The sequence below is a fragment of the Nocardia sp. NPDC004568 genome, assembly GCF_040609955.1.
Classification (GTDB): Bacteria; Actinomycetota; Actinomycetes; order Mycobacteriales; family Mycobacteriaceae; genus Nocardia.
Map to the genome: position 1 here is coordinate 38,377 of NZ_JBEXLL010000013.1, position 19,760 is coordinate 58,136.

The window sequence follows — 19,760 nt, forward strand, 5'->3', positions numbered from 1 at the left end:
CGGCAGATAAGCCCACGCGGACCATCCCCGCGCGTGCGGGGCCGACCAGCTGCGGGTCGCCACGGTGTGGGTCAACGGAGGACCATCCCCGCGCGTGCGGGGCCGACGGGTAGACCTCCAATCGTGCGCATTGCCGTCTAGGACCATCCCTGCGCGTGCGGGGCCGACCGATCTGGTCGACTTCGTTCTCAGACATTCTGAGGACCATCCCCGCGTGCGGGGCCGACGGTGTGTCCGCGGAGTTCCAGGCCCTCACCGATGGACCATCCCCGCGCGTGCGGGGCCGACTCCAATTTTCGCCGCGATCGGCTCGTTCCGGACGGACCATCCCCGCGCGTGCGGGGCCGACGTCGACACCAGCGTCGAAGACGGCTCGAACCTCGGACCATCCCCGCGCGTGCGGGGCCGACTACTCCTCGGGCACCTTCCCACAGCGCACGGGGGGACCATCCCCGCGCGTGCGGGGCCGACTAGTTATGGAATCCGTCGCCGTCGAGGTCGGTAGGACCATCCCCGCGCGTGCGGGGCCGACCTGGAGGCGCTGATCTCGGCCGTGCTGGTCGCCGGACCATCCCCGCGCGTGCGGGGCCGACTCGACCTGCCAGACGGGCGAGTCATCATCCGCCGGACCATCCCCGCGCGTGCGGGGCCGACACCCGCAGCCGGTAGAAGCACGGAATCCGGCCTGGACCATCCCCGCGCGTGCGGGGCCGACGCTCGGGTCGACCCGCAAGGCGCGAGCCAGGGCGGACCATCCCCGCGCGTGCGGGGCCGACTTCCCATTCGCGCATCATCAGTTCTTCGTCGGCGGACCATCCCCGCGCGTGCGGGGCCGACTCGCTCGGCAGACCGAGTGCGATACCGGCCTGCGGACCATCCCCGCGCGTGCGGGGCCGACGCCTCCGGGTCTTCGGACGGGATGCCGTACCGCGGACCATCCCCGCGCGTGCGGGGCCGACTCATCTTGATAGGGCTATCCGGAAACGCATCATGGACCATCCCCGCGCGTGCGGGGCCGACTTACGCTGTAGAAACACTCGCGCGTATTCAAAAGGACCATCCCCGCGCGTGCGGGGCCGACGCGACCTGTGGTGTGGCTGGCCGAGGGCCGGGAGGACCATCCCCGCGCGTGCGGGGCCGACGAGTGCCCAGTGAACAACCTCGCCCGCCAAGTCGGACCATCCCCGCGCGTGCGGGGCCGACGCTGTGCGGAATGTCATTACAAACTCGGGTGTGGGACCATCCCCGCGCGTGCGGGGCCGACACTTCCTGAACTGGCCATTTTCGTGCTGGGTGGCTGTTTTTCATTCACTTCGTCGGGACTATGGATAGATGGTTGCTGGAACGCCCTGCAGAGGGTGCATATGGCCCTTCATAGCACCACGTGTTGATCTTGGTTCGCTAAGAAGGGTTCCGGAGTCCAGTGCTATTCCGTGACCGGCGGCACTGTCAGTCCCCTGAAACCGTGGAGGGTTCCTTTATGCGGCTTCGTCTCGTGACAGGGCCGCTGCGGTCGCCGCGCGGACGGTGGCCATATGGTTTTCGTAGATCGGTGACATGCCGCCGCAGAGGCTGTGGCGGCGTTTCGGGTTGTAGAACCCGGTGATCCAGGTGACGATCCGCATACCGGCCTCGGCGCGGGTGCGGAACCGGTGACGGTGCACGAACTCGACCTTCAGCAGCGAGTTGAACGACTCCGCTGGTGAATTGTCCAGGGTCGAAGTGACCCGGCCCATCGACTGCGCCACGCCCAGGGTGCGACACAGGGGGTTGGTGGCGGCGGCAGCGACGAAATCAGCTGTCAATGACTGATGTTCGGGCATGGGGGTGCGACCGTGTGTCAGCCGCTGTTTGTGTCGGTGGGTCTTTTTATGGTGGCGCTATGACTGTGGACGGGGACGTGAGGTCGGCTGGGTGCCCGGACTTGGCTGGCTCCGAAGAAGCATGGTTGGGCGCTATTTGGGGGAAGTCTGCTGGTCGTGCTGGTGGCACGGTGAATCTGTTGCTTTCGCATCTACTGGATACGGCAGCTGTTGCAGAGTTGATCTGGGATAGATACTTGGCGGAGTCGGTCCGTCATCAAGTGTCACTGGTTGCCGGCGGTGTTGATGCGGGTCGGCGGTTGTTCGTATGGCTATGTGGTGTGCACGATCTGGGCAAGGCAACGCCTGCGTTTCAGTCCGTGGACCGTCACGGTGCCGCTGCGGTTCGCAGCGTGGGGTTGGGTTGGGATCAGCGCGCGGTCAAAACAAGGCGGTGGAGGCATGAGAAGGCCGGGGCGAGGGTGCTGAAGGACCTGCTTCAGGAGGCCGGGTGGAGTGCTGAGCAACGAGACTGGTTGTGGCCGTTGATAGCCGGGCATCACGGGCAGTTTCCATCGCTGGGGGATTTGGGGCCTGGTCGGCGCAGTGAGCCTGAGCTGCGGGGTACGGGTGATTGGCCGAAGGCTCAGCGAGCGTTGCTAGCGGTGTATACCCGGGCGCTGGGGTATGGCGAGCTTTCTGATCTGGAGCCGCGGGTCGTGCCGTCGCGAGCGCTGCAGTTGGCATTGAGCGGGTACATCATTATGGCCGATTGGATCGCAAGTGGGGAGCACTTCCCGGGCCTTGATCGTTTGGACCAGATCAGTGTCAAATGGGCACGCGCGAGGGCTGAGAAGGCATGGGAAGCACTCGGTCTGGCTCGCGGGTGGGGTCGAATTCCGGAGCCTTCGGCCGATGATTTCGAGTCGCGATTCGGTGCTCTACCGCGAGCTTCGCAGCGTGTGGCAATCGAGTGTGCGGCGCGCATGGAGCGTCCTGGGTTGATGATTGTAGAGGCGCCTATGGGGGAGGGTAAGACGAGAACGGCGTTGCTGTGTGCGGAGGTGCTGGCGGCGCGGTTCGGGTTCGACGGGGTGTTCGTGGGGATGCCTACTCAGGCGACAAGTGACCCGATGTTCACGCAAGCGCGGGCATGGGTGGAGAAGGTAAACGCCGATGCTGCGGCCGGGGTTGCGTTGCTGCACGGCAAGCGTCGCTTCAACGCGGAGTGGCAAGGGCTCGTCGAATCCGCTCAGGGTGGGGATGCGGAGTTCTTGAGTGTCGGTGAGGACGAGTTCGGGCTCGATGATCCGTATGGCTGTGCGGAGTTCGACCCGTGTACGTGGGAGAGGCCGGTCCGTACGGTGCCGGCCGAGTGGTTCCTCGGAGCGAAACGGGGGTTACTGGCGCCGTTCGTCGTTGGCACGATCGATCAGTTGTTGCTGGCGGCGACGCGGACCAAGCATGTGATGCTACGGATGGCCGGGCTGGCGGGAAAGGTCGTCATTCTCGACGAGGTGCATGCGGCTGACGTGTACATGTCGGAGTTCCTCGTGGAGGGGCTGCGCTGGCTCGGCCAGGCCGGAGTCCCGGTCATCCTGTTGTCGGCTACGTTGCCGCCCCAGCAACGCGAGCGGCTGCTCAGCGCTTACCTGGCCGGGGCCCGCGGCACCGAGGAACTCGAGCCGATCGCGGTCGAGCCGGAACCGGGATATCCGAGGGTGATCACGGCGTGGACGGACACCGCCGGCACTCCGGTGGTCGAGCAGGCCACTGCACCGGCCTGGAGGGCGGAATCGCTGCGGGTCAATGTCCGGGTGCTTCGGGAAGGAATGTCGATCGCCGAGCTGCTGCGCGATCGCCTGTCCGAAGGCGGTTGCGTGCTGATCATCCGCAATACGGTTGATCGGGCCCAGCAGACCTACGAGGAGTTGAGGCCTGTGTTCGGGTCTGCGGTGCGGCTGCTGCACGCGCGGATGCACATCCGTGAGCGTGCGGCGGTGACCGAGGAATGTCTCACTGTCCTGGGCCCGAAAAAAGATGGGGTGCAACGACCTCTGTCCATCGTGGTTGCCACACAGATCGCGGAACAATCGTTCGACGTGGACGCTGACCTGCTGATCACCGATCTGGCGCCGATGGACTTGTTGCTGCAACGGATCGGACGCATGCACCGCCACGACGGAGTCCGCCGCCCCCCGGGGCTGCGTGAGCCGACCGTGATAGTCACCGGCTTCACCCCGCGTGGAGACGGTTCACCGCAGTTCGACGGTGGCAGCGAAGCGATCTATGGGCGATACCCACTACTGTGCAGTGCGGCAGCAGTCCTGCAGGCGGTAGGAGAAGGCTGGAAGGTTCCTGCCCAGGTCCCCGAGCTGGTAGCCGCCGCCTACGACGGGCAGGTAACGACCTCTCAAGCCTGGGCATCCGAAGTCGCCGACGCGTCGCAGTCCTGGATCGCCGATCAACACAAGCGGGCCGACACGGCAGCACAGTTCGTGCTGACCCGCCTCGGCGAGCACGAGCACCCGACGTTGGAGGGCCTGCACCGGGGGGAGTACGTCAAGGACGATGATGTCCGTGTCCGTGACGGCGAGGAATCGATCGAAGTGATCCTGGTACGGCGGGACGACCACGGTTACCGAGCCGAGAACGGGCGCCGGCTCGGGCCGAACGGTGAGGTCGGTGCCGAGGTTCTCGACGACGTTCTCGGCGGGACACTTCGGCTGCCGACGCGACTTACCCGATCCGGAATGGAGTCGCTGCGAACGCTGGACGGTTGGCGGGATCACCCATGGCTGCGCTACAGCCGTGCACTGGTCCTCGACCGCGACAGCCGGGCGATGGTCGGCGAGACCAAGGTCCGTTACGAAGAAAAACTCGGCCTGCGTGTCGAGTGACGCGGTGAGTACAGAAAGTACGTCACCGCGCCACTCCCCGCCTCTGCGGGGCCGACTGGGAGCCCAAACACTGTTCTGGACCATACCTGCCGGAACAAACCGGCAGGTATGGCTCTAGTTTTCCATACCGCCGGACAAGCGAGTGAAGTACTCTCCAGAAATACCTTAAACACTGTTCCTTATCGAATGGATGAGAGCGTGAATGAAGGCGACTTGATTCGGGCAGTTCCGCTGTTGCCCTGCAGGTTCGACGACGGCTCTGTCGAGGCGCTTCCGGTGTGGCGCGCGTTGGTGAACAGCCACCGGATCGTCAGCCTCGATGTGGAGGTGCCGACAATGCTGCCGGCGATCTTGCGTCAACTTCTGCTGCCGATCGTGCTGCACGCGCTCGGGTCGCCGCGGTCTCGACAAGAGTGGGGGCAGCGATTCGACCGCGGATGCTTCGATGCCGGTGAGGTCGAGGCGCTCGACGCGTATCTGGTCGAGTATGGCGACCGATTCGACGTACTGCATCCGGTGCATCCGTTCGGCCAGGTCGCTGGTCTTCGGACGAAGAAGGGTGAAACCAAGGGGGCTGCGTTGCTGGTGGCCACAGCGCCCTCGGGTAACAACGTCCCGTTGTTCGCGACACGGACCGAGGCTGATGCCCTGCCGTTGTCGCTCGATGCCGCCGTGCGCTGGATGCTGCATACGCAATGCTGGGACACCGCGGCCATTAAAACCGGTGTTATCGGTGACCCGAATGCCGAGAAAACGGGCAAAACGTCGGGAAACCCGACGGGCCCGCTGGGGCAGCTGGGTGTGGTGATGCCGGTCGGGCGAACCCTCTACGACACTTTACTTCTGAACACCCCGATCGGTATTCAGAAGCGACTGGGCACCCCGCAATGGGCGAAAGATCCTCTCGGGCCGCAGTGGAAGATTCGCGCACCGGAGAGCGTGCTGGACCTGTGGACGTGGCAGTCACGGCGGATCCGGCTGATGGCCGAATCTACCCAGGATGGTCTCGTTGTCTCGCGAGTGGTGGTGTCCGCGGGGGACCGGTTCACCGTCGGTGTGCCGGTATGGGAAACCCACACCGCATGGCGGAAGGACAAACCCGACAAACGCACAGGAGCCGCTCCGCTACGTCCGTTGCGGCACACGGCGGGCAAGGCAGCGTGGCGTGGACTGGACGCCCTGCTGGCCCTGGAGAAGGAGAACGGCGCGGCGCAGACCAGTGAGCTGATCGATCAGATCGCAGGTTTGGACGCCGAGGGCATCATCGATGTCGACTATCCGCTGCAGGTAGAGACCTTCGGCATCGTGTACGGCAACCAGTCTGCGGTGATCGAGGAACTGATCCATGACGTCGTGTCTGTGCCTGTGGCATCTCTGAGAGGTAAGGGGCTGGCCTACGAGGTGGTCGTAGACGCCGCGATGCAGGCCGAACAGCTGGTCAACGCGATCAACCACCTCTCCGCCGATCTGCGCCGATCCGTGGGCGCCGCCCCGATCCCGTGGAACAAGGGGATGCGGCCGGGAGAGCAGCTACTCACTGCCCTCGATCCACTGGTCCGGCGACTCCTGGCAGGCGTAACGGCGGACTCCCGTGATGAGGACAAACTCACCCGCGGACGTGCGGCATGGGAGCTGATGGCCTTCGACGCGGTTCATCGCTGCGCCGCACCGCTGTTCGCCCTCCCCGCAGCCGCGTTCAACGGCCGCAGCGAGAAATCGGGCAGCAAGGAACACCACTACAAACTCGGACTGGCGGCGAACCGGTTTCACACCTCGGTCAACGACACCCTCGGCCGAGCATCCGCTCTGCGCAAACGGCCGCACGAGGAGGAATAGACATATGGCTCAGAAATATTGGAACAGGTTCATCCGCGAAGGCACGGCAAGGCAGGAGCTGCCGCCGGGCGAACATCTTGCCGCGTTGCGGTCAGGCCTCGGCCGTGAAACGTTGACAGTTCCCAAGATGTGGCCGTTCTACACCATAGCGCCCGACGACAACGAAAAACAGGAACGCTTTGGGGGCGTGACTGCCGACCAGCACGCCGAACATGCCGCACTGGCGTTGTTCGGGTTGCATCAACAGTCCCAGAAGACCCTGATGCACGTTCCTGGTGTCGGCCTCGGCTTCGCCCTGCGGGTCTTGCGTGGTCACGAGAAGTACAGCGCCGACGCGGTGGACCGCCGTGTATCCGCGATGGTGAGTTCGACTTCGGTGTCGATGCTGACCTACCAGTTACGCGGGCTGGTCACGCAACTCCGCGATGTCAAACAAGGGCTGGACTACGACCGACTGCTCCGCGACCTCGACGATTGGCACTGGCCCGATGGGCGGCAGCGCGTCCGAAAAGCCTGGGCACGGGGCTATCAACGATGGGAAAAACCCGCCGAGTCCGCCACCGGCTGACGAGACACCTCTGCCGCACATCAACTCAGACCAAAGGACACACCTGACATGGCTCAGCATGTACGCATCGATATACACATTCTGCAGACTGTTCCGCCGGCCAACCTCAATCGCGACGACCAGGGAAACCCGAAGGAAGCCGTCTACGGCGGCGTCCGTCGGTCCCGCGTGTCTTCGCAAGCCTGGAAGCGGGCGGCACGGATGCGATTCGAAGAACGTGTCCCCAAGCAAGACCTCGGAACCCGGACTCGTAAAGTCGCGGCCGAACTGGCCAAACGGATCAAGGAACGTACCTCTCTCGATTCCGAGAAGGCAGCACGCCTCGGCACTGCCGTTCTTGCCCCGGTCGGCATCGCCGCAGGGAAGAAAGCAGGCAACACCGCCTACCTGCTGTTCGTCGGCAACCGCCAACTCGATTCAGTGGTCGACCTCGTCGCAGATAGAGCAGACGAACTCGCCGCGCTCGACGACCAAGCGCTCGAGAAGGCCATGAAGGACCTGCCGGTCGCCGACCAATTCACTCAGAACCACCCCATGGACGTCGCTCTGTTCGGACGCATGGTCGCCGATATTCCCGCCCTCAACGTCGACGCCGCAGCTCAGGTGGCACATGCCATCTCCACACACGCAGTCGAAGCCGAGTTCGACTACTACACCGCCGTCGACGATGCGAACGAGAACGATGCCGACCCTGCCGCCGGAATGATCGGCTCGATCGGCTTCAACTCCGCCACCCTCTACCGGTACGCCAGCATCGGACTCGACCAGCTACACCACAACCTCGGCGAACCAGACGCGGTGCTCGAAGCGATCGACATCTTCGTCGACAGCTTCGCCCGCTCCATGCCCGCCGGCTACGGCAACTCCTTCGCCCACCGCACCCTGCCCTCCCTGGTCGCGGTCGTGGTCCGGGAGGACCAACCCGTCAACCTCGTCTCGGCATTCGAGAATCCGATCTCCGCACCTCGAGGCGGCATCGCCGAACGCTCCGCCCGCGCGCTGGCCGAAGAACAGCGACGCAGCATCGAAATGTGGGGCGACAAACCCGCTCACGCCGCGTTCGCGCACGCCTTCGGCCCCGAAACCGAGAAAGACCTGGAAACCGCCTTCGGTGCCGCGGTAACAATCACCGAACTCCGCCAAGGACTGCTCGAACAGTTGCGCGGATACCTGAGCCGATGACCGCATCCACCGACACCTCGATCCTGCTGCTCCGCTTGGCCGCACCTCTCCAGTCCTGGGGCGAGAACAGCAAATTCAACCGCCGCGAAACCCGGACCGAACCGACAAAATCCGGAGTCGTCGGCCTCCTCGCCGCAGCACTCGGCCTCGAGCGCGGCGCCGATCTCAGCACCCTGGCCGGACTCGCCATGGGAGTACGCACCGACCAGGCCGGCACCTTGCTCCGCGACTTCCACACCGTCTCCGACTACCGCGGACAGCCGCTGAAACAAAGCGGAGTCAACGCGAAAGGGAACCAACGGCCCACCACACCAGCGAAATACACCCACGTCACGCACCGCTACTATCTACAAGACGCTGCGTTCCTGGTCGGGCTCGCCGGTCCACCCGATACCGTCCGCGAACTGGCTGCGGCGGTCAAGCGGCCGGCCTTCCCACTGGCACTCGGACGGCGTAGCTGCCCGCCCACCCAACCGATCCTGGCAGGCACACCCACCTCGGAACTGCTCACCGCACTGTCCTCGCATCCATGGCAGGCCAGCACAGCAGCCCGCGCCGGCCACCTGCGCGGCACCAAACCAGCTTTCGTGCATCTGCCGGTCACCATCGACGATCCCGCTGGCGGCGAAACCCGCCAGGATGTGCCCGTTTCCTTCGGCCTTCGCGATCGCAGGTATATGCAGCGCCGTGTGCGACACACCACCGTGCAGATCCCGACCGGATTCCCCGAGCCCGACGCCGCCGAGACCGGTAGCAGCGTGCCACCGGTCGGCCACGATCCGTTCTCCCTCCTGGACTGGTGAAAGGCGCCCCATGACCTACCTCTCACGCATCCGCATCAACCCACTGCGGGCGCAGAGCCGGAAACTGCTCGCCAACCCCCGCGCTATGCACAGCGCCGTCCTGCACGGAGTCCCCGGCGACGCCACCGGTGAGCGCATCCTGTGGCGACTGGACACCGACAATCCACACCGACCGTTGCTGTACGCGCTGACTCAGACAAAGCCCGACTGGTCCCACCTGATCGAAAATGCGGGCTGGCCCGGAGCCGACGGTGAACACGCCGACATCGCCGATTACCGTCCCCTTCTGGACAAGCTCGACAGCGGACACCACTACGCCTTCCGGGTCACCGCAAGCCCAGTACAGAACACCAAAACCCCGCTGAAAAGCACAGCAGCCCAGGTTGCCCGGGTCGAAGCCGGAACGCAAAAGCCTGAAGCGCAGCGACCCCGGCCGAGGTCGCTGCGGCTCGGCCACCGGACAGCGGCGGCGCAACTGTCCTGGTTTCTGGATCGGACACAGAAGTGGGGGTTCCGGATCCCCTCCACCGAGTTCGAACCGCAGCTGCCTGGAATCGAGCTGGACGAGTCCGCGCCCGAAATCCTGATCAGCACGCGTCAACGACTGAATTTCGGGCACCCCGATCGAGACAACATGGGAAGGTCTCGGGTCACAATCCACACCGCTACCTTCGAGGGCCACCTGGAGATCACCGACCGCGAGCGGTTCACCGCCACCCTCCTCGCCGGTATCGGACCTTCCAAAGCATATGGATGTGGGCTGCTCACTCTCGCACCGATTCCATCGGCCTGATATGCCCGACATCTGGTGGAAAGCCCACCCCCACGATCTGCACCGACTCCAAGACCGCATATCCACGGTCTACGTCGAGCGATCCCATATCGACCGCGATGAGAACGCCGTGGTGGTGATCAACAAGAAGGAAACCGTTCGTGTCCCCGCAGCGCTGGTCGCGGCCATGCTGCTGGGACCCGGCACCCGCATCACCCATGCCGCCGCGGCACTCCTCGCCGATTCGGGCACCACAATCTGCTGGATCGGGCAACAAGGAGTACGCATGTACGCCGCGGGGATCGGCCCGTCCCGCGGCGCCGGACTCCTGATGCAGCAGGCACACCTGGTAACCCGGCCCAAAGAACGGCTGAAAGTCGCCCGCGCCATGTATTCGATGCGGTTCCCCGGCGAGAACGTCAGCGACCTGACCATGCAGCAGCTCCGCGGCCGCGAAGGAACTCGCATCCGACGCATCTATCGCGAGCACGCCTCGCGAACCGGCATCACTTGGCAAGGCCGCAAATACATCGCCGGCGACGCCCACGCCACCGGCGACGACCTCAACCGTGTTCTCTCCGCCGCGAACGCCGCCCTCTACGGAATCTGCCACGCCGTCATCGTCGGACTCGGAGCCAGCCCCGGCCTCGGATTTGTCCACACCGGATCGGCGATGTCGTTCGTCCTCGACATCGCCGACCTGTACAAGGCCGAATACACCATCCCCCTCGCATTCGACCTCGTCGCTGACGAACTCAGCGAAGAACGCGACGCCCGACTGGGACTCCGCGACCTCATTGCCGAGCGACAACTGCTTCCACGGGTCGTCAACGACGTCCGAACGCTGCTCGACGCTACCGGGGCCGAGGATGATCCCTCCGGACCGCAATTGTGGGATGAGAAAGTTGGCGCCGTCGATGGCGGCACCAACTGGGCAGACAAAGAAGCCGACCTCATGCAACCCAGTTTCGGCGAGCAACAGCTCACTATCATCGGACCCGAAATCGAAACCCAGGTCGAATGGTGAACCTGTGACAGTCATCGTCCTCATCGCTGTCGCGCCAGGCCTTCGTGGCCATCTCACCCGATGGATGGTCGAAGTAAATGCCGGTGTCTTCGTCGGAAGACCCAGCCGACGTGTACGAGAACGCCTCTGGGAACTACTCGCCGACCGCGTCCGCGACGGCCAGGCCGTCATGATCGAACCCGCCAACAACGAACAAGGCTGGGCCGTCCGCACTGCCGGCCGCGACCGCTGGCGCCCTACCGACTTCGACGGACTACTCCTCTCTGCCCGCCCAAAAACACCCACCGCGCCCGGAAAGACTTCCTCCAAGCCCCAACAGAACCGAGATCCAGGGGCGGCAGCCGACAGCAGCGCGCTGACCGAAGTGAATGAAAAAGGCGCGACTGGCGAACAAACACGCAGGTAAAGAAGTGTCGGCCCCGCACGCGCGGGGATGGTCCGTGGTTCCATCCGAGATCCAGCCGGGGCCGGGGGTCGGCCCCGCACGCGCGGGGATGGTCCCTCCGTGCAGATGTCCACAGTGGCCTGCACGTTGTCGGCCCCGCACGCGCGGGGATGGTCCGAGGACTATGCGTGCCGGACCCACCACAGTGGCGTCGGCCCCGCACGCGCGGGGATGGTCCTGCCTATCTGCTGGATCCGGTGGTCGTCGGCGAGTCGGCCCCGCACGCGCGGGGATGGTCCGGCCACACCGGGGTGGTGCCGTCGTCGGGTCGGGTCGGCCCCGCACGCGCGGGGATGGTCCGCCGCCCGAGAACCCATCACCGCGGCAGCAGCCGTCGGCCCCGCACGCGCGGGGATGGTCCCCCCGACGCCGACAGTATCGCGGTGGATCTGTGGTCGGCCCCGCACGCGCGGGGATGGTCCTGCCTTGGACCGGGGTCCGCGCACGAACGCGACGTCGGCCCCGCACGCGCGGGGATGGTCCTCGGTTCCAGCAGGCCGAGTTCGGTGGCGAGGTGTCGGCCCCGCACGCGCGGGGATGGTCCCGGCTTCGTGAACGAGTTCTCGGCCCATGTCGTGTCGGCCCCGCACGCGCGGGGATGGTCCGCGGTGCGATCCGGTGAGTGCCTGCTCTCCGTGGTCGGCCCCGCACGCGCGGGGATGGTCCGCGGCTCGGTGACCGGTCCCGCGTCCCCGGTGCGTCGGCCCCGCACGCGCGGGGATGGTCCTCCGTCCAGGAAACCGCCGATCTCGATGCCACCGTCGGCCCCGCACGCGCGGGGATGGTCCCCCCTCCGGTGCAGTGCCCCAGTAGTAAGTCGGTTCGGCCCCGCACGCGCGGGGATGGTCCGGTGGCATCGTCGTCACCGAGTTCCACGCCGAGGTCGGCCCCGCACGCGCGGGGATGGTCCTGCGTCGGCGGCGGCCTGGGTGAGGCTGGCGCCGTCGGCCCCGCACGCGCGGGGATGGTCCGGGCACTGTCATCGGCGACCCACACGCAGCGGAGTCGGCCCCGCACGCGCGGGGATGGTCCGACCGTAATCCGCCTCCGACTCAAAACCGTTTTGTCGGCCCCGCACGCGCGGGGATGGTCCTATCGCGGCGAACCTGGATGTGCCGCAGGTGTCGTCGGCCCCGCACGCGCGGGGATGGTCCGATGGTCAACGAGTGGCGGCCCCCGCGCACTGCGTCGGCCCCGCACGCGCGGGGATGGTCCGCGGACGCTGATTTCCTGCGGAACCGAGTGCGGGTCGGCCCCGCACGCGCGGGGATGGTCCGCAGGCCGCCATCTTCTTGGCCGTGCCGAAGATGTCGGCCCCGCACGCGCGGGGATGGTCCTGACCCTGTCTTCGGGGTGGCGGCTGCTGAGAGGTCGGCCCCGCACGCGCGGGGATGGTCCTCTCGATCCGGGTGCCGCGCCCGGAGTTGGCGAGTCGGCCCCGCACGCGCGGGGATGGTCCACCGACCGCGACGTGATCATGTACGGCGCCGAGGTCGGCCCCGCACGCGCGGGGATGGTCCTGAGGGGAGGAGGGGCGGCGGCCGGGGAGACACGTCGGCCCCGCACGCGCGGGGATGGTCCGGAGACCCTGACAACGATTGAAGGGGAGAACCGGTCGGCCCCGCACGCGCGGGGATGGTCCGATGCCGGTTTGACCGAGACCGAGGGTGATCTGGTCGGCCCCGCACGCGCGGGGATGGTCCTCGGCGCGCCTCAGCGAACGCTGCCGCCGCGTCGTCGGCCCCGCACGCGCGGGGATGGTCCTGCGCACTGACCTGCGGTATACCCCTACGCCAGGTCGGCCCCGCACGCGCGGGGATGGTCCGTGGCCACCGTGCCCAGGTGCTCGGTACGTGCGGTCGGCCCCGCACGTGCGGGGATGGTCCTCATGATGCGGTCTTTCGCGAGCGCGGCCTCCAGTCGGCCCCGCACGCGCGGGGATGGTCCGATCGCCCGGGAACTCGTCGCGGACGTGAGCTTGTCGGCCCCGCACGCGCGGGGATGGTCCTGGATCCGGTGACGCGATCGTCGGTCACAGTGGGTCGGCCCCGCACGCGCGGGGATGGTCCGCCGTCGTTCATCTGGCGGTCAGCGCTCCGGACGTCGGCCCCGCACGCGCGGGGATGGTCCTTGCTGGCCGGAGAACTGTCGATCGCGTTACACGTCGGCCCCGCACGCGCGGGGATGGTCCTTCAGCGCGGCCGAGGAAGCGGGCGCGGTTCGGGTCGGCCCCGCACGCGCGGGGATGGTCCCTGTTCGGGGCTGGTCGCGGCCTCCTCGGTGCGGTCGGCCCCGCACGCGCGGGGATGGTCCTAGTCCACGGTCGCGGTGATGGTGCAAGAGGTGGTCGGCCCCGCACGCGCGGGGATGGTCCTCTGGCGGGCACGGTTCCCAGCGGCCAGCGCTGGTCGGCCCCGCACGCGCGGGGATGGTCCGACGGCTGGCGCGTGCGTCCCGACGGAGACCATGTCGGCCCCGCACGCGCGGGGATGGTCCTCCGCATCGTGAGGCGTGGCCGGGCGGCGTGTCGTCGGCCCCGCACGCGCGGGGATGGTCCGCTGAACGAGGACGTGGACAAGGTCCTGGCGCAGTCGGCCCCGCACGCGCGGGGATGGTCCGTCGGGAGAGGGCGCCGGACTGGCCGGCGTGCGGTCGGCCCCGCACGCGCGGGGATGGTCCCACCTCGCCGGTCTCCTTGTGCAGATGCAGCGCGTCGGCCCCGCACGCGCGGGGATGGTCCTACGACGAACTGGTCGTCGATCTGCACGCCCAGGTCGGCCCCGCACGCGCGGGGATGGTCCGTACGACCGGGTTGCTTCCTGGAGAAACCTTCTGTCGGCCCCGCACGCGCGGGGATGGTCCTTCGTCGAGGTTTTCGCCGTTGCGGCCGTTGTAGTCGGCCCCGCACGCGCGGGGATGGTCCTCAGCGGGAACCCCATCCGACCGGCATGCGTCAGTCGGCCCCGCACGCGCGGGGATGGTCCGCTAGGCGTGACTTTGATCGGGCCCACACCACCGTCGGCCCCGCACGCGCGGGGATGGTCCGGGCACACGCCATGTGGACGGAAGTCCTCGCCTGTCGGCCCCGCACGCGCGGGGATGGTCCGAGGTGCTTACGCGTGATCCGGTGCGGTGTGTAGTCGGCCCCGCACGCGCGGGGATGGTCCCACGATGGGCGCGCTGGTGGATGTCACCCCGGTGTCGGCCCCGCACGCGCGGGGATGGTCCGGGCGCAGGAGCTGCGTGGACACTGTCGGCGTCGTCGGCCCCGCACGCGCGGGGATGGTCCCCAGCATGGTTTGACCTTGGTTGCCAGCTGGAAGTCGGCCCCGCACGCGCGGGGATGGTCCCCTGGGGCGCGCCCGGCCCGATCGCGCAGGGCGGTCGGCCCCGCATGCGCGGGGATGGTCCGAAGCTGTTCGGAAACGTCGAAGGCCGGGATCGGTCGGCCCCGCACGCGCGGGGGTGGTCCGAAGGTCGTCGAGCAGCACGAGGATTGGCAGCTGTCGGCCCCGCACCCGCGGGGATGGTCCGGAGATCGGGACCTGGCGCAAAACCTCCCCGTGGTTGGCCCCGCACGCGCGGGGATGGTCCCCCGCACACCCGAGACGGGCACATCGTCTACGCGTCGGCCCCGCACGCGCGGGGATGGTCCGGCGCGGGATGTGCTCGTTCCCGTCGAGCAGATGTCGGCCCCGCACGCGCGGGGATGGTCCCGGGAAAGCCAAAACCTACCAAGTGCGGCAAGTGTCGGCCCTGCACGCGCGGGGATGGTCCTAGTCGATTGGGCGGTGTCCAGGGCCCGCTGCAGTCGGCCCTGCACGCGCGGGGATGGTCCCACGATCGCCATTGTGAACGTGCCTGCTCAGGAGTCGGCCCCGCACGCGCGGGGATGGTCCTGCTAGTCCAGTCACCGGACTAGCCTCCACCAGGTCGGCCCCGCACGCGCTGGGATGGTCCTGATCACCATGTGACCAACCTCGGTGATCGGCGGTCGGCTCCGCGCGCGGGGATGGTCCGTAGATCGAGCCGGGCAGGTTCAGCGGCGGAGTGTCGGCCTCGCACGCGCGGGGATGGTCCGTGTAAGGGCGCTGTACCGGGACCGGGGCCGGGACCGGGACCGGGACCGGAGGTCGGCCCCGCACGCGCTGGGATGGTCCGGCGTACAGGGTCCTGCAGGTGGCCCGGGCCCGGTCGGACCCCCGCGCGCGGGGATGGTCCACCGCGGACCTCCTCCAGGGTGTCCACCAGGAGGTCGGCCCCGCACGCGCGGGGATGGTCCGGCGATGCCGTTGCCGCCGCAGCCGCCGAAGGTGTCGGCCCCGCACGCGCGGGGAGGGTCCGACATCGGTGACATGTGACTACTCGGCGAACCTCCCGCAACGAGACGACTCCGTATATGGACCTCGAACGACCATGAGGACTACCAGCGGCGGACGCCCGCCCGGGTCTCCGGCGCCTGTGCCAAGCTCATTCACTTCTTGGTCTGTTCGGCCCGGTCCAAACCCACGGTGGCATCCGTTCAGAGTGGCATCAGAACAGGGCCAGGACGCCCCGTGGGCACCGGTCATATAAACCCCGGCGATGCCCCCCGGGTATTCCGCGTGGCGTGCGTGCGGAGTGACAGACGCCGTTTCCCTTCCACCAGCGGGATGGGAAACCCCACTTGGTCAGTCGGCTCCAACCGCGCTGCTCCCGGGGGTGGGCCCATCTGGCCCGACGGCACAGTCTGTGGCGTTCAAGGCCACGGTTATGCCGGCGCCATCCCTGTCATCCGGGCAGGTAAATGGAGGAATGTCGGTGGTGCCTGCACTGTTATGAATCGTGTGGAATTTGTAGAAAAATTGTAGAAGGAGGGGGGAGACCCCAAAGATGCCCAGGTCAACGGTGGGATAGGCTTTGTCGGTCATGAAGTCGGCTTTCCCGGGTGCTGTCAGCGGTGTGCCCACGACGGTCTACCTCGATCATGCGGCGACCACACCGATGCTGCCCGTCGCGATCGAGGCGACGACCGCTGCCTTCGCGCAGGTCGGAAACGCGTCCTCGCTGCACGGCTCGGGCCGGGCGGTCCGGCGCCGGCTGGAGGAGTCGCGCGAATCGATCGCCGCGGATCTCGGCGCCCGCCCCTCCGAGGTCATCCTGTGTTCCGGTGGAACCGAGAGTGACAATCTCGCGGTCAAGGGAATCTACTGGGCCCGGCGGGGTGCGGACCCGCGCTGTAACCGGATCCTGGCCGCCGCCGTGGAGCACCACGCGGTGCTCGACGCGGTGGAATGGCTGGAGCGGCACGAGGGCGCCCGGGTCACCTGGTTGCCGGTGGACGCCGACGGAATCGTCGCCCCGGAGACACTGCGCGCCGAACTGGCCGCGCATCCCGGCGAGGTCGCACTGGTCACCGTGATGTGGGCCAACAACGAGGTCGGGGCGATCCAGCCGATCCGGGAGCTGGCCGAGATCGCGCGGGCGGCCGAGGTGCCGATGCACAGCGACGCGGTCCAGGCCGCCGCGCAACTGCCGATAGATTTCGGTGCCGCCGGACTCGCCGCCGCGAGTTTCGCCGGGCACAAACTGGGCGGGCCGCACGGTGTCGGCGTACTCCTGCTCGGCCGCCAGGTGGGCTGTGTGCCGCTGCTGCACGGCGGTGGCCACGAACGGGACCTGCGCTCGGGCACCGCCGATGTCGCGGCGGTGGCCGGCCTGGCCGCGGCGCTGCGGCAGACCGTGGCCGAGCTGCCGGTCCGGTCCGCGGAACTGTCCGGGCTGCGCGACGAGCTGATCGCGGGCGTGCGGCGGGCCGTCCCGGACGCGATACTCAACGGACCCCACGACGAACGGCGGTTGCCCGGCAACGCGCATTTCACCTTCCCCGGCTGCGAGGGTGATTCGCTGTTGATGCTCCTGGACGCCGCGGGGGTCGAATGTTCGACCGGTTCGGCGTGCACGGCCGGGGTGGCCTCGCCGAGCCACGTCCTGATCGCGATGGGTGTCGAGGCCCGGGAAGCGCGGGGGTCGCTGCGGTTTTCCCTTGGACACACCTCGCAGCGGTCCGATATAGAGGCAGTACTGGAGGTACTGCCGCAGGTGGTGGAACGAGCCAGGGCCGCGGGTCTGGCCGGTGCGAGAGGAGGTGCGTAGCGTATGCGAGTGCTCGCCGCGATGAGTGGTGGAGTCGATTCCGCGGTGGCGGCGGCACGGGCCGTCGACGCCGGGCACGAGGTGGTCGGCGTGCATCTGGCGCTGTCGAGTGCGCCCGGCACGCTGCGTACCGGATCGCGTGGCTGCTGTTCGAAAGAGGACGCGGGCGACGCCCGCCGGGCCGCCGATGTGCTCGGGATACCCTTCTACGTCTGGGATTTCGCGGACCGTTTCAAAGAAGACGTGATCGACGATTTCGTCGAGTCCTACGCGGCGGGGGAGACACCCAACCCCTGCCTGCGCTGCAATGAGAAGATCAAGTTCTCGGCGCTCGCCGACCGGGCCGTGGCGCTGGGTTTCGACGCGGTGGTGACCGGTCACTACGCCCGGCTCGCCGACGGTGTGCTGCGCCGGGCCGTGGACGCGGACAAGGATCAGTCCTATGTGCTGGCGGTGCTGACCGCCGAGCAGCTGTCGCGGGCCATGTTCCCGGTGGGCGATACGCCCAAGCCGCAGATCCGGGCCGAGGCGGCCGAGCGGGGCCTGGCGGTCGCGAACAAACCGGACAGTCACGACATCTGCTTCATCCCCTCGGGGGACACCAGGGCCTTCCTGGGCGCGAAGATCGGCATCCGTCCCGGCGCCATCGTGGACGCGGGCGGCGCGGAGCTGGGCCGGCACGAGGGTGTGCACGGCTTCACCATCGGCCAGCGCAAAGGCCTGGGGCTGCCCGGGCCGGGCCCCGACGGCAAACCGCGCTACGTCACCGATATCGACCCCGATTCGGGCACCGTGCGCGTCGGCTCGGCCGACGATCTGCTGGTGTGGTCCATCGAAGCCGACCGGGCCGTCTGGACCGGCGGCGCGGCGCCCACCGAACCGCTCGACTGCGTGGTGCAGGTCCGCGCGCACGGCGGCACCGCGCCCGCGACGGCCGAGGCGGTCGGCGACGGCCTGGCGGTGCGGCTGCACGAGCCGCTCAGCGGTGTCGCGCGGGGGCAGGCCGTGGTGCTGTACCGGCCCGACTCCGCGGGCGACGCGGTACTCGGCAGCGGCACCATCAGCGCCACCGCGCGTACCGCGCCGGCGGGCGCACCACGATGACCCTGTCCGGTCTGCCGGCCGGGATCGCGACGGGAATCGGGTCGTGGCCGGGCACCGACCCCCGGGAAGCCGCCACGGTGATCGTCGGCGAACTGACCGGACTGCCGCATCTGGTCGAGTTACCGGCCCGCGGGGTGGGCGCGGATACGGTCGGACGGGCCTCCGCGCTGCTCGTGGATATGCGGTTCGACACCACCCCGCGCGGCTACCGCCTGGCCGCCCGGCCGGGCTCGGTCTCACGGCGTGCGAGCGACCTGCTGCGCACCGATCTGGACGCGCTCCAGGAGGCGTGGGAGAACGCCGGGCTGCGCGGATCCGGTCGGCCGGTGAAGGTACAGGCCGCCGGGCCGCTGACACTCGCCGCGCAGGTGGAGCTGGCCGGCGGGCACCGGGTACTGACCGACCGGGGCGCGGTACGGGATCTGGCCGAATCGCTGGCCGAGGGGCTGGCCGCGCATATCGCCGAGGTCGGTTCGCGGCTCGAGGCCGAGGTGGTGCTGCAACTGGACGAGCCGTCGCTGGGCGCCGTACTGGCGGGTTCGCTACGCGGGCCGAGTGTCCTGAACACGGTCGCGGCCGTACCGGAGCCGGAAGCGCTGGCGATCCTGGAAACGGTACTGACGGCCCCGGGCGTCCCGACGGTGGTGCACAGTTGCGCGAGCCCGCCGCCGCTGGCCTTCCTGGGGCAGACCTCCGCGGCCGCGCTGGCGTTCGATCTGGCCACGGTATCGGGAACCGCCGGTTTGGACGCGCTGGGGGAGGCGCTGGACGGTGGCAAACAGCTGGTTCTCGGACTCGTCCCCACCACCCGCCCGGCCGCCGAGATGACCTGGCGCGATATCGCCGAACCGGGTGCCCGGCTCGTCGATCGGCTCGGTTTCCCCCGGGCCGATCTGGCGCGCCGGGTGACGGTGAGTCCCGCGTGCGGTCTGGCCGGGGCACCGCTGAGCTGGGCTCGGACCGCGTTGCGGCTGGCCGTCGATACGGCGAAGGCGTTCGCGCAGGATCCGGAGTCGCTCGTCGCCGGGTGATCCCGGTCGGGAGCCGGAGCACTCCGGGCCGGCTCGGCTCCGGCGCCCCTTCGCGACCGGTGCCGGCTCCGGCGGCATATGGCCTCACGCCCCCGCGCCGGTCCGGCGCGGTGCACCGGGCGACGGAAACCGCGACGGACCACCGGCACACGGCA

General features: G+C 68.1%; 12 protein-coding genes and 2 CRISPR repeat arrays (1 of these 14 running past the window's edge). Of the genes, 11 read left to right on the top strand and 1 reads right to left on the bottom strand.

The window, feature by feature from the left end; genetic code table 11:
* Nucleotides 1-1,264: direct repeats of the CRISPR family, unit length 28 nt; unit sequence GGACCATCCCCGCGCGTGCGGGGCCGAC (it extends 347 nt beyond the left edge of the window).
* A 214-nt stretch (nucleotides 1,265-1,478) separates the two neighbouring features.
* Nucleotides 1,479-1,805: an integrase core domain-containing protein gene (locus ABZV91_RS09225; protein WP_355237848.1), complete on the bottom strand. Its 327-nt coding sequence runs from the start codon at nucleotides 1,803-1,805 to the stop codon at nucleotides 1,479-1,481.
* A gap of 77 nt (nucleotides 1,806-1,882) precedes the next feature.
* On the opposite strand from ABZV91_RS09225, the gene cas3 reads away from it, so the two are divergent.
* From cas3 to ABZV91_RS09280, 11 genes are all read left to right on the top strand, one after another.
* Complete coding sequence (gene cas3, locus ABZV91_RS09230; protein WP_355237851.1) at nucleotides 1,883-4,702, top strand: CRISPR-associated helicase Cas3'; 2,820 nt, start codon at nucleotides 1,883-1,885, stop codon at nucleotides 4,700-4,702.
* A gap of 198 nt (nucleotides 4,703-4,900) precedes the next feature.
* Nucleotides 4,901-6,538, top strand: a complete 1,638-nt coding sequence (gene casA / locus ABZV91_RS09235) for a type I-E CRISPR-associated protein Cse1/CasA (protein WP_355237854.1) — start codon at nucleotides 4,901-4,903, stop codon at nucleotides 6,536-6,538.
* Nucleotides 6,539-6,542: 4 nt separating this feature from the next.
* The gene (gene casB / locus ABZV91_RS09240; RefSeq protein ID WP_355237857.1) at nucleotides 6,543-7,106 is read left to right on the top strand and encodes a type I-E CRISPR-associated protein Cse2/CasB; all 564 of its coding nucleotides are present in this window, start codon (nucleotides 6,543-6,545) and stop codon (nucleotides 7,104-7,106) included.
* A gap of 48 nt (nucleotides 7,107-7,154) precedes the next feature.
* On the top strand, nucleotides 7,155-8,288 hold the full coding sequence (cas7e, locus tag ABZV91_RS09245; protein ID WP_355237860.1) for a type I-E CRISPR-associated protein Cas7/Cse4/CasC: 1,134 nt from the start codon (nucleotides 7,155-7,157) through the stop codon (nucleotides 8,286-8,288).
* A complete protein-coding gene (gene cas5e, locus ABZV91_RS09250) occupies nucleotides 8,285-9,091 on the top strand; it encodes a type I-E CRISPR-associated protein Cas5/CasD (protein ID WP_355237863.1) in 807 nt (268 codons plus the stop codon). The genes cas7e and cas5e overlap by 4 nt, the downstream gene beginning before the upstream one ends.
* A gap of 10 nt (nucleotides 9,092-9,101) precedes the next feature.
* Entirely contained in the window at nucleotides 9,102-9,884 is a 783-nt protein-coding gene (gene cas6e / locus ABZV91_RS09255) for a type I-E CRISPR-associated protein Cas6/Cse3/CasE (protein ID WP_355237866.1), read from the top strand.
* Between the two features lies 1 nt (nucleotide 9,885).
* Complete coding sequence (gene cas1e / locus ABZV91_RS09260) at nucleotides 9,886-10,890, top strand: type I-E CRISPR-associated endonuclease Cas1e (protein ID WP_355237869.1); 1,005 nt, start codon at nucleotides 9,886-9,888, stop codon at nucleotides 10,888-10,890.
* Between the two features lie 4 nt (nucleotides 10,891-10,894).
* Nucleotides 10,895-11,296, top strand: coding sequence for a type I-E CRISPR-associated endoribonuclease Cas2e (gene cas2e, locus ABZV91_RS09265; RefSeq protein WP_355237872.1), 402 nt, complete (start codon nucleotides 10,895-10,897; stop codon nucleotides 11,294-11,296).
* Between the two features lie 6 nt (nucleotides 11,297-11,302).
* Nucleotides 11,303-15,678: direct repeats of the CRISPR family, unit length 28 nt; unit sequence GTCGGCCCCGCACGCGCGGGGATGGTCC.
* A 565-nt stretch (nucleotides 15,679-16,243) separates the two neighbouring features.
* Nucleotides 16,244-17,470, top strand: coding sequence for a cysteine desulfurase family protein (locus tag ABZV91_RS09270; RefSeq protein ID WP_355237875.1), 1,227 nt, complete (start codon nucleotides 16,244-16,246; stop codon nucleotides 17,468-17,470).
* 3 nt (nucleotides 17,471-17,473) lie between these two features.
* Entirely contained in the window at nucleotides 17,474-18,574 is a 1,101-nt protein-coding gene (mnmA, locus tag ABZV91_RS09275; RefSeq protein ID WP_355237878.1) for a tRNA 2-thiouridine(34) synthase MnmA, read from the top strand.
* On the top strand, nucleotides 18,571-19,605 hold the full coding sequence (locus tag ABZV91_RS09280; protein WP_355237881.1) for a methionine synthase: 1,035 nt from the start codon (nucleotides 18,571-18,573) through the stop codon (nucleotides 19,603-19,605). Before mnmA ends, ABZV91_RS09280 begins: the two co-directional genes overlap by 4 nt.
* Nucleotides 19,606-19,760 lie beyond the last annotated feature (155 nt).